This is a genomic window from Parabacteroides goldsteinii (genome assembly GCF_020091425.1).
In the GTDB taxonomy this organism is placed as follows: domain Bacteria; phylum Bacteroidota; class Bacteroidia; order Bacteroidales; family Tannerellaceae; genus Parabacteroides; species Parabacteroides goldsteinii.
The window spans coordinates 4,559,234-4,571,052 of record NZ_CP081906.1 but is presented as its reverse complement, the minus strand read 5'-3'; the positions used below and the strand labels follow the sequence as shown (position 1 = coordinate 4,571,052).

Below are 11,819 nucleotides of genomic sequence, written 5' to 3'. Positions count from 1 at the left end.
AAAAAGGAGACTGTTTTTTGTAACCTCCTTTTTATGATTATTATCTATTGGGACGTTATTATTGTTAAGTGAGTTATCTATCAGAATCATTCCATCCGCTGAGTTTTCCTAAAATACGATTACCAGAATGTTTTACTTTCTCATTCAGAGTTCCTGAATAGGTAGTGTCAGTATGTGTATATTTTTTCTTATTTACTCTGATAATATATTCTGTATTTGGTTTAGTCGCAAAAGAGATAACGTTTCCGACTTCGATTTTGTATTTTATTTTCTTTCCGTTCTTTTCTTGCTGGACAATGATATTTTCTTTATCAATCCATGGATTTTGAATTTTGCAAATATTACCTTTTAAGCTTTTTATTCCGATTTGGGTTACTTGAGCTTGTTCGTCTCTTTCTGACGATACAATGAATGCTCCTCTGGCTAATAATGTAAAAGCAATTCTGGTAGTATCCCATGCCGACGGTATAGCCGGAAATACTCTGATTTTATTCTCATTGCTTTGGAGTATCATTTCGTTTATGGTGGTTCCGTAATTGCTGATAGATTCCATTCCACACTGGAAGAAATCGTGGGAGCGTATCGTATAAGTATGATTCAGAAGATCATGAATAGATTTGAGATCGTAGATATTATCAGGATAACCAGTTACATTATGCATTAATCCTTGAGGATACATTTGATGAATGTTTACACCATTGATTAAGTATTGTAAAGCCTGATCTCCTAATCCCATTCGGGCTGCTATTTCCGGCATTGGATAATGTGCATTTGCTTCATCTCTGAATTTTACCAGATTGATTACAGCTTTGCCTAAACGCGTATTTTTTTCATCAATACCGATTAAATTGGCAGGAAAAGCGATTGAACCTCCGCATCCCCAATTCCAGGCGGAATAGCGTTTATCCGTGTAATATTCTTCCGCTGGTGCAATTACTTCGCTACCATTTTCGAATTGTTCGAATGATCTTTTCCACAAGTGTTTTAAAACATGCTCCCATCGGATTGTTTTATCTTTATCGACATTTAGTAAAGATGCAGTTTTAATACAATTTTTAAAGAGTTGTTCAATACAATTCCGGTCGCTGATTGCGTTCTTTACATAGTCGATATCGGCAGATTCGTATACGGAAGAAAGTAAATAATATTCTTTTTTTTCAGCATCCCATTGCAACTTATCCAAATAAAAGTTAGCTGCTTTTTTCATAAAGGGATATGCCTTGTTTTCAAGAAATTTTTTGTCTCCTGTAAAAGCATAATAATCCCAGAAAAGAGAGGCTATCTGAGACGTAGGTGTAAAGTTATGTTTCATGTCTCCTCTGTTTTTACTCACTTGTTCTCCTGAAAAACAATGAGCTTCAGTGATTAGCAAGGCATCGTTTGTAGCACCTTTCTCCTTTGCCAGAGCTTCCCCGGAAGGGATCATTTTAAAGTAAGTATTTAAATAGGGAAGCATTAACTGGCAATCGTTTTGTGCACATAATCCCCAATATTGTTGTTGTGTATTCCAATGGTGGGGAGTAACCCAGTTCAGCACATCACGATTCCAGCGCCACAAACCTCCGTTAAATGCAACAGGAAATTCACCTTGTGAACCGGCTGCCATCAAATATCGACGTAAATAATATATATTTTCAAGATAATCATTGCCTAATTTAATAAAAGAATTGGACCAGAAGTTTTTATACCATTGATCTTTTTCTTTTTTGAGTTCCTCGATCCCTATTGCTTCAGCTTCGTTTAATAATTGTTTAGCTGCAATAACAGGTTGGGTATTTTCTCTGTTTGTGACGACGCTTATTAAAATCGTAAATTTATTTTTGTTTGTTTTCTGTTCTATTCGATGTGTGTTGATAGTTATTGGTAATGTTGGTTCTTTTATGATCCTGCAAACAGTCGCAAAGTGTAATCCATCTCCTTTTTCTTCAATAATCATATCATGATCATTGATGGAAGATTGCGTTTTACCGATTCCGACTGTTGTGCTGGCTGGGAAATATCCGGCGTACCATCCGGCAAATGCACGACTTCCCAACCGCTCAAGAGAAATCGTCGCTATTAAATTGTTTCCTAAAATAGCTTCATTAGGTAGGTTGTCACATTCCAGAACCCATATATTTTTACCATGTGCTAACCAGGTATTAATATGAGTTGTTGAATATGCTGTCTTAGCTTTATAGGTAGTTTCTCCTTTTTGCAATGATAATCTACCTTCGAAGTTGTTAAGATGTATCCAATTGAAAACAGGAATGCCGAAATCTATTTTTAAACGGGCTGCATGCCTGAGTACGGAAGTATTTCCTTCTTCCGGTATTAAATCTGTCCATAAATCATTTTTATTGATTTGTAATTCGATGCCGTTATCATGATTCCAAATCATTCCACCGAGATTCCCGTTTCCCATAGGGAAACCTTCAGCTTCAAGTTGTGTAGGGGAGAAATATACGATATCGTGTTTGGAAAGATAACTTTCATCTACCTTAAAAGGAGAGGATTTCAATTGGAGATATTCATAAGTTGTATTTTCCTGGGCTCTTGAGAATAGACTTGTGAGTATGAAAAAAAATAATGTGATATTTTTTTGTATTTTATTTTTGTGTACCATATAATGTAATTATCTGTGATATTTATATTTGACAAAATCGAATAGTCCGTAGTTCTCTTGTTGGGGAATTTGATCTCCGATAAATTTGAGATTTTCTACGCTGCAAAAGATGTAGAAGGAAATTTCGTTTCCGAACCCCAACTGAATTCCATGAGTTTTTTCTTTGTCAATGTACCAAGTTGCGTAATATTTACCCTCTTTTATAGACAAATCGATTTCGAAAATATGCCATCCTGTTTTTAACTTCACCGGAACGGAAGAGTATGGAAAATCCTGCGATGTCATGTAAGCAATCATGTCATCGGGCGAAGCATTCAGTTTTTTCCTGACATCTGTGTTCCCGTATCCCACTTCGAAATCCAGTTCATGATGGTCGTCACAATAGATCCATGAGCCGACACTCGCTTGGTCTTTTTCTCCCATTTGCGGAATGTAACTTCTCCATGTATATCTTCCGGATGTGTATTGCTTACCTGCTGTCCTAATCTTTTTTCGATCCCAGGATTGAGCCCGTGTATAGATTTTCAGGATACCATTTTTTAATTCGCATTGATTTAAAGGGTTGTCATCTTGATGACCATAGACCCATCCGTCCAGATTGTCAAAATTCCATCTCTGGTTATTCTCTTTTTGAGAGTAACTGTGTGTGTAGATAAGGAGTAACAGGTTTATAATTATAATCTTATTCATTTTAACCAATATTCTGTTTGAGATTTTACTTATGATTCCATTTATTAAAAAGAGAGAAATGTTTCACTTTGTACTTAAATACATAAGGTTACATTTCTCTCATATACATTATATTTGTGATGAAATATATCTTTTATCAGCTATTTTACCATAAAGGGTTTTGTACTAGACTTGGGGATTTCTCAATTTCATTGTGAGGAATCGGATATAGATACATTGCTCTAACCCATTGGTGGTTACGGATCAGTTTCCGGTGAAAGAATGAATTTGGGTCTGAAGGTGGTAAACTGGCTTCGCCATCTACATTCATTCCATAAAATACAGTTTGATCGGCTTCTTCTCCGGCATCACAGATCATCCAGCGGCGGATGTCAAAATAGCGTTGGCCTTCAGAGAAAAATTCTACTTGACGTTCTCTGCGGATGGCATAAGCTTGTGCTTCATAATTTCCGATTACTCCTTTTTTCTTACCAGAATTTTGTAGTTCCTGATATCCGGGAATACCGGCCCTGTCTCTTACCATATCCAAATATTTGATAATGTTCGGATCAGAAGGGTTAATTTCATTACAAACTTCTGCATAATACAGGTAAAAATCAGCTAAGCGAAGTAAAATGGAAGGGCGTGCATATTTTTGTAAATAAGATCCCGCCGGATATAATTCTTGATTACATCTTTTGTATAGAAGATAACCTGTGTAATGTTCACGCCAAGCAATGTTGGTGGAATTGTTTCCATTCACAGAGAAGTCTACAGCCCACCCCTCTTTCTGCTGGATGTGCCAGCTTTTTCCCTGATAGGTAACAGAATGATAGAAACGGGGTTCTCTGTCAACATACATATTAAAGATTTGTTTGTCAATTTGTGGTTTCTTGTAAGCACAAGGATTTTCGATATCAGTAAAACCGGTTTCATCATGTTCCTGATCTTCAAAGATATCCAGACCATTTTTAGTAAAAAATGCATCCACTGCTTGCTGAGAAACTCCGACTCCGCTCCAACCATCCATAATGTCTGTAGGACGGCATCTTCTGTCAAATGAGCCGTTTCCATCTAGCATGTAACCTTCTGTATCTGCCCAAATGATTTCCTTATTGTATTCCTGAAATAAACGATAAACGGATTGACTATGGTTTTCTGCTCCGCTATTTTTGTCGAAAACACGGAAAAGCTGATAACCTTCGTTTTCAGCAAAACGTAAAAAGGTTTCGAGATGTTTTTTTGCAGTTTCCCATTTGGATGCGTTATATTCAGGGAACAGCCGTGTCCCGTCTTCATTGGTTAAATCCAATGCTTCTTTATATCCTCCGTTAAATAATTTGCTGGCTGCATATACCCATAGTTTGGCTCGCATAGCTAATACAACAGCACGGGTCGGACGAACCATTTCATTCATATTTTCAACTTCTTCACCTGTCATGTTGGTACTTCTCAGCGTAGTAGGTAAATAGTTTTCGTCTAATACTTCTTGATAAAGACCGTCTATATAGTTAATCATTTCATCGACCGTGGCTCTTGAAAAATCAAAAGAAGTACTGGATGATTCTATTGCACTTTCAACAATGGGAACAGGACCGTACAATTCAAACAGTGAAAAATAAGAATAAGCAATGAGAAATTTGGCTTCGGATTTCATGCGGTTAATATCGTCTTCCGTTAATTTCTCCTGGTCACTTGCCACACCGATCGGCTTGGCATTATCAAGGAATAAATAAGCTTGCCTGATATATTGGTAAATAGTATTAAACCTATGAAACCCTGCGTTACTAGCATTGAAACCGTTCGTCATCTCGGTTTTTGCAGTGTTATGATTAACACACCCTTCTCCGCATAAAGAATACCATGGGTTTGAAAAACCTGTAGGAGAGTCGAATATACGGGAATATTCAGAAATACAATTAAAAATGTTGGCGTGCCAACGTCTGGTATATTTAACATTGTTGAAGGTCTGTTCAATAGTCAAATTACTAGCTAGTTCGTCAGAAACATCCAAAAAGTCGCTACATGCAGAAAATATCAAACATGCACCGATCATCATAGAAATAATTATCTTTTTCATATATGTATCTGTTTTAATTGTTAGAAGCCAAATTCAAGACCTACGGTCCAAGTTTGATTGAGAGGGTATTTAGAACTACCAGCAGAACCTAATTCAGGGTCCCACATTTTAATTTTATCCCAAACCGCCAGATTATTACCCTGAACATATATTCTGGCATTTTTCATCCCTATCTTGTTCAACATTTTGTTTTCGAACACGTAACCAAATTCCACGTTCTTTAAGCGAAGAAAATTGGCATTTTTATACCACCATGTACTGGCATATGTATTATGCTGGAAATAGTTATCATGTAAACGGGGTAATAATACATTTTGATTATCAGGATTGCGGCTACTCCAATGATTCAGAGTTTCTACACGGGCTGCGCTGGTTTGACCTTGACTAAAAGGTAGTACGCTGCTCACATTCATAGATGTATTTGCTACTCCCTGGAAAAATATACCGGCATAAAAACCTTTATATTCGGCATTGAGTCCGAATCCGTATACCCATTCTGGATTAGCCGCATACACATTATGATTGTAAGTTTGATCATAACTGTCTATTTTTCCGTCTCCGTTTAAATCGCGATATTTAATATCACCCGGGGAAACACCGGCGCTAGGTATGGGTAATCCTTCTTTTAATGTATAATTTTTACTGCCATCCGTTTGATTCTCTGTGATATTGAAATCATCATTTGTATACAAGCCGTCTGCAATATATAAATATGGAGTATTTAGACTGTGTCCAGTATATCTTTGATATTCATAACGAGGGCTGACTTCATCATATTCTGTGATTTTATTGGTTGCGTATGTGAGATTTCCTCTGAAAGACAAGTTGACTTCTTGAATGCTTTGTTTTATAACGATATTTCCATCAAAGCCTTTGTTAGTTACCTTTCCGAAATTTTGCCATGGACTTTGTCTGAATCCGGTTACGTTACTTACTGTTTTTCGTTGCATCAAGATATCCCGGCGATCGTTTTTAAAGAAATCGATACTCATATCCACTCTGCCTCGTAACAATCCCATATCTATACCTATGTTTTTCTTTTCTTCCACCTCCCATGATAGATAAGGTGCAGAAAAAGTACCTTCGATGATACCTTTGCCAGGATTATTCGTGCCTCCGCCATTTGCTCCGACATTAAAACCGAAAGAGTAGCCATCACCACCGTTGTTCAAAGATCCTCGGTAAGGGAATCGGGTTCCGCCGACATCGTCATTACCGGTAATACCGTAAGAAGCACGTAGTTTGAGTTTGTTAATGATATCTTCAGTTGTTTCCATAAATTTCTCATTACTGATGTACCAAGCTAAACCGACGGCTGGAAAGATGCCATAACGATGTCCTTTTGCAAAGTTTTCACTACCTGTTAATCCAAAACTTCCTTCTACCATATAACGGCTATCATAACCGTAAGAAACACGAGCTACGACACTCTGTTTTTTATAAGGTAAACCGCTACCTTGGGTTTGTCTTTCTTTTTGCATGTAAAGCAAAAGTCCGGAGATGTCATGTACATCATTGAAAATGCGTTTATAATTTAAAGAACCTTCCAAATAGATACGTTTTTCACCTCCGTTATCTCCTTTTTGGTGGTCGGTTAGATCCGGAGATCCTTCATTTACCTGAATATATTCTTTTTCGCCGTTTTCGTTTAATATCATTCTGTAACTTGTAGGTGTTTTAGTACGCTTCGTTATAGAAAAATAATCGGCATCAAAACTCCCGGATAATTTTAAGCTTAAACCTTGGGTAATAAAATCCAGTTTTTGATTTAAAGATATTTTAGATTGGATATAAGCATTCCATTGTTTTTGGTAACCAGATTCATTCAGGAAATTATATGGATTTCCGTCTTCTCCATTATAAATAGATGGTTCGGAAAATGTGCCATCAGAAAAAATAAGCGGGAAAAGGTGAGGTGCATAAGCAAACATACGACCGAAAATGACATCCGAACTTTTTCCCGGATAACTGGAGTCTACATATTGTCCACTCATGTCTATGGTCAGATCGGTAGTTTTTGTCACTGCGATGTCAATATTGGAGCGAATGTTATAACGGCTTAAACCAATATTAGCATTATATTTATCAATAGCTTTTGAATCAAATATACCATTTTCATGATAAAATGCACCAGATACGAAATATTTCACTCTTTCTCCACCCCCCCGCAAATTTAATGTAACACGTTCATTCATGGTGTTGTCTTGTAGTAGACTTAAAAAATCAGCATCAGGGTATAAATCCGGATCGGCTCCTGTACGATATAGTTCCATGATATTTTCTGGATATGGAGCAGTAAAGTTTGTTGGATTTCCTCTGGATTCCCAAGTTGCATCATTGAACAGTGATAAATAATCGTACGATCTTAGCATTTGAGGCAGCCTTGTTGGTTTTGCAACACTGAATTCTGCTCTTACATCTAATGTTGGCTTGGAACTTGTACCGCGTTTGGTTGTAATCAAAACAACACCGTTTGCACCTTCCGCACCATAGACAGCAGTGGCAGAAGCATCTTTCAATACAGTGAACGATTCGATCTCATCAACAGTAATATCATTCATGCTCCTGGGGACTCCATCGACTAATACCAGAGGATTGGTTCCACCAGCGAAGGAGCTGACGCCACGAATCCAAAATTCGGAATTATCTTTTCCCGGTTCTCCCGAACGCTGTACTGCTAATACACCTGCAATCTGTCCTGCCAGGTTATTGGTAAGACTTCGTGTAGGCATTGACAACTCTTTGGAAGAAATAGTATTTAAAGAGGAAACAACACTTTCTTTTTTCTGCTGTCCATAACCGATCACAACAACGTCTTCCAAGCCAACTGAAGTTTCCATCATACGAATGTTGATGTTTTTTTCTCCTTTATAAATTTTCTCTTCCGTGTTGTAACCAATGTATCGATACTCGATAATATCACCTTCGTTCACATTATTGAGTGTATATTTACCATCTATATCAGTTGTAACACCTTGAGTTGTACCTTTGATTGAAACAGTTGCTCCGATCACCGGATTGCCATCGGCGTCAGTCAATAAACCGGAGACGGATTGTTTTTTTTGCTGTACTACGGTAAGTGTGTTTGCTTTTTGGGTATTTTCATTTTTAGCAATCGCAATGTAGTCGTCAATTTGTTTAAAAGTATATCCATCTCCCAGAACAGCAAGAAGGGCTTCTTCTATGTCTGAAGTCTGTATATTTACAGACACATTTTTATTTGTGGTTACTTCTCTGTTGCTGTAAGCTATTTTAATTCCTGATTGTTTGGATATAGCATCCAGCACTTGTTCGATCTTTGTATTTTTGAAAGATAGATTTAAAGTGAACTTTTGTTCGAAAATGGTACCGGCTGATAGATTTAGGGCCGTTCCAAGGAATAAACATAGAAATGTTTTACGGTAGGAATCCCTTTTTAATACTTTTTGTAGAATAAAGGATCCTATTGAATGTTTAATTTTCATAACTTTGCATTTAGCAGGTTAAATAAAAAATGAATTTGTTTCTGATTAATCTGTACGGAGGTAGTATCTGATCCATACTGCCTCTGTTTTTTCATGGTGTTATTTCATAATTTTTCCTCCTTCCTCTTTTTTATGTTAATACTATTGTTTACCCTTTCAAGCTTGATGTCTGATGTGTAGCTTATGATTTCTAATATTTTATCAAGTTCGGTATTTCTTTCTGCGATTAATGAATAACGGTTGTTTTTCAAATTTTCATCTTCGTAATTGACAGAGAAATCATACCAACGTTGAAGCTTCTCCATAATTTCTTCCAGAGTTGTATTCTTGAAAATGTATCTACCGTTAATCCATGATGTAAATATTTCTGTGTTAACAGTTTGTATTGTTGTTTGATGGTTTTCGGTGTTGTAAGTGAGTTGTTCCGAAGGAATGATTGTTTGTTGTTTCTCTTTTTCCGGTTTTACTGCAACAGAACCTTCAACTAAGGTTGTACTTATTGTTTTATCATTTGTGTAACATGATACATTAAATGAGGTTCCTAAGACTTTAATATCTGCCCCATTTACTTTTACTATGAAAGGTTTGCTATCGTTTTTTGCTACTTTAAAAAAAGCTTCTCCTATGAGACTAACTTCTCGTTTATTTCCTATAAACTGGCTTGGATAGGTTAGTTCTGTTTCTGAATTTAGCCAGATTCGGGTTCCATCCGAAAGCTGAAGTTGATATGTTTTTCCTTTAGGAATTATTAAAAGATTGTTTTTTATGGTTATTTCTTTTGTTTTTGATTGATATGTTTCATACGTAAGTTTATTTCTTGCATCGTTCTTGATTACCACTTGTTGGTCCTGTCTGGAAAAGGATTCTTCTGTAAGTGCAATTTTTTCTCCATCACCCAGTAATAGTGTAGGTTCATCGAATTCTTCCATTTTTATTTCACTGACAATCGCAATCTGAGGAGATCTGGGAAAGAAAAATAGGCTAATTGAGATTATAACAGTTATCATTGCTGCATAGCGTGTCCATATAGGGAAATGGAATGCTTTTTTCTTGTTGATTGTATGTTGACTGACTTTTAACCAAGCAGAATCTGTATCGAACGTTTTTTCTTTAACTGTATGGGAAGTTACCTGATATAACCGTTTGAGCTTGGTATATTCTTTCCGGTTTGCTTCAGATGCATTCAACCATTCCGTAAAGATATGGTGTTCTTTATCCGTTGCCTCGTCAGCGAGTACGGCATATATGATTTGATATATTGTTTCAATACTCATTTTCTATCCTTTTGTATTTATTACAATCAGGGAGGCCAAAATGGGTAGGTGAATTCAGAAAAAAATAGAAAAAAAATAAATATGAGATGCTTCAACTCCTCTTTCATGATACGGAATGCTTCCCCCAAGTGATATTTGACTGTATTGGTCGAGATTCCGGTTATCTCTGCTATTTCTTTGTATTTCAGTCCTGTTAAGCATCTTAAAAGAAATACTTTTCGGCATTTTTTCGGTAATTTCTGTAGAGCGTCTCTCACCTCTTTCTGATAGATGAAATCTTCTTCTTCATTTAGTTGTTCTTTCCATTCTTCAACCAGATTAGCCAAGAACTCTTCTTTAAAAATTTCTGATTTATAATAATTAATACAACTATTTCTGATTGAGCGGTAGGCATAAGGCAAGAAAGTTTCTTCTGTAACGGACAGATGTTTCTTTTCCCAAATGGAGATAAAATAATTCTGGACAATGTCTTCTCTTACTTGGTAGTCTGTAATAAATCGACCTGCATAATTGCATAAAAGAGAATAATAGTCCCGAAATAATTTTTCGAAAATCTGTTTATCCGCTATTATCATAAGTGTCGTAGTATCTTTGTTTTTACGTTCGTATACCTCATTTGATTTTATATTAGTTCTGCTAGAACTTATGTACTTTTTAGAGGTTTTATCTGATTGTTGCCTAATAAAAAGGTCTATAGTAGGAAAGTTTGTTGTTTACAACCCAACTTTGTATACAATAATTAACAGTTATGAAGTGATTGTTCCAGCATTTTTTCAGCATTTAACCTCTTATTTTAAAAAAAGGCTATATTTGCATTCTTTGTAGTGTAGTTCTAGCAGAACTAATTCGAATTTTCATGAACATTGAGTGTTTGTGATGAACTATTGACTATTGCTGTATCTAGTCTTAAGAAGAACAGTCTTATTGATAATAAACTATCTGTCCATATATATGTTACTTAAATAGGAACTAATTAAATACATAAGGCGATGAAATTTTTTATAGACACAGCGAACCTGGATCAGATCCGGGAAGCGAATGATTTGGGCGTGTTGGATGGTGTGACGACCAATCCGTCATTGATGGCCAAAGAAGGAATTAAAGGAGTGGAAAACCAACGGGCACATTATTTAAAGATTTGCGAGATCGTGGATGGTGATGTGAGTGCCGAGGTGATCTCTACCGATTATGAAGGAATGATCAAAGAAGGGGAGGAACTGGCTGCCCTGAATCCGCATATCGTAGTAAAAGTTCCTTGCATTGAAGCTGGAATTAAGGCAATCAAATATTTTACAGATAAAGGAATCCGTACGAACTGTACGTTGGTCTTTTCCCGCGGTCAGGCCCTTTTGGCGGCAAAGGCCGGGGCTACCTATGTCTCTCCGTTTGTCGGACGTCTGGACGATATATCCAGTGACGGTATTGAACTGGTCGCAAAAATAGTAGAGATGTATACCTATTATGGTTATGAAACGGAGGTGCTTGCTGCTTCTATCCGTAGCACACAACATATTATCCAATGTATCGAGGCGGGAGCCGATGTGGCAACTTGCCCGTTGGCTGCTATCAAAGGTTTGTTGAAACACCCGCTTACCGATAGCGGACTGGCAACCTTTCTAGCCGACTATAAAAAGGTGAACGGATAGGCCGTCGGTGACAAATTATATTTTCTTTGTTTTATAGGGGGGCAGCAAAAAGTTTGTCACGGCTGATTATTAGTGTGTTAG

General features: G+C 36.8%; 7 protein-coding genes. 1 reads left to right on the top strand and 6 read right to left on the bottom strand.

Annotation, left to right across the window (positions count from 1 at the left end):
* Nucleotides 1–73: 73 nt before the first annotated feature.
* From K6V26_RS19445 to K6V26_RS19420, 6 genes are all read right to left on the bottom strand, one after another.
* Nucleotides 74–2,605: a glycosyl hydrolase family 95 catalytic domain-containing protein gene (locus K6V26_RS19445; protein ID WP_224263610.1), complete on the bottom strand. Its 2,532-nt coding sequence runs from the start codon at nucleotides 2,603–2,605 to the stop codon at nucleotides 74–76.
* 9 nt (nucleotides 2,606–2,614) lie between these two features.
* A complete protein-coding gene (locus K6V26_RS19440; RefSeq protein ID WP_224263609.1) occupies nucleotides 2,615–3,295 on the bottom strand; it encodes a LamG domain-containing protein in 681 nt (226 codons plus the stop codon).
* 145 nt (nucleotides 3,296–3,440) lie between these two features.
* Nucleotides 3,441–5,354, bottom strand: coding sequence for a RagB/SusD family nutrient uptake outer membrane protein (locus K6V26_RS19435; protein ID WP_224263608.1), 1,914 nt, complete (start codon nucleotides 5,352–5,354; stop codon nucleotides 3,441–3,443).
* A 20-nt stretch (nucleotides 5,355–5,374) separates the two neighbouring features.
* Nucleotides 5,375–8,818, bottom strand: a complete 3,444-nt coding sequence (locus K6V26_RS19430; protein ID WP_224263607.1) for a TonB-dependent receptor — start codon at nucleotides 8,816–8,818, stop codon at nucleotides 5,375–5,377.
* 104 nt (nucleotides 8,819–8,922) lie between these two features.
* Complete coding sequence (locus tag K6V26_RS19425) at nucleotides 8,923–10,092, bottom strand: FecR family protein (protein WP_010801584.1); 1,170 nt, start codon at nucleotides 10,090–10,092, stop codon at nucleotides 8,923–8,925.
* A gap of 26 nt (nucleotides 10,093–10,118) precedes the next feature.
* Nucleotides 10,119–10,667, bottom strand: a complete 549-nt coding sequence (locus tag K6V26_RS19420; RefSeq protein ID WP_016213076.1) for an RNA polymerase sigma-70 factor — start codon at nucleotides 10,665–10,667, stop codon at nucleotides 10,119–10,121.
* A 414-nt stretch (nucleotides 10,668–11,081) separates the two neighbouring features.
* Between K6V26_RS19420 and fsa the strand changes: the two genes are divergently transcribed.
* Nucleotides 11,082–11,738, top strand: coding sequence for a fructose-6-phosphate aldolase (gene fsa, locus K6V26_RS19415; RefSeq protein ID WP_046145530.1), 657 nt, complete (start codon nucleotides 11,082–11,084; stop codon nucleotides 11,736–11,738).
* Nucleotides 11,739–11,819 lie beyond the last annotated feature (81 nt).

Coding starts and splice junctions, on each gene's coding strand:
- K6V26_RS19445 (WP_224263610.1), bottom strand. CDS start 2,605: ATGGTACACAAAAATAAAATACAAAAAAATATCACATTATTTTTTTTC.
- K6V26_RS19440 (WP_224263609.1), bottom strand. CDS start 3,295: ATGAATAAGATTATAATTATAAACCTGTTACTCCTTATCTACACACAC.
- K6V26_RS19435 (WP_224263608.1), bottom strand. CDS start 5,354: ATGAAAAAGATAATTATTTCTATGATGATCGGTGCATGTTTGATATTT.
- K6V26_RS19430 (WP_224263607.1), bottom strand. CDS start 8,818: ATGAAAATTAAACATTCAATAGGATCCTTTATTCTACAAAAAGTATTA.
- K6V26_RS19425 (WP_010801584.1), bottom strand. CDS start 10,092: ATGAGTATTGAAACAATATATCAAATCATATATGCCGTACTCGCTGAC.
- K6V26_RS19420 (WP_016213076.1), bottom strand. CDS start 10,667: ATGATAATAGCGGATAAACAGATTTTCGAAAAATTATTTCGGGACTAT.
- fsa (WP_046145530.1), top strand. CDS start 11,082: ATGAAATTTTTTATAGACACAGCGAACCTGGATCAGATCCGGGAAGCG.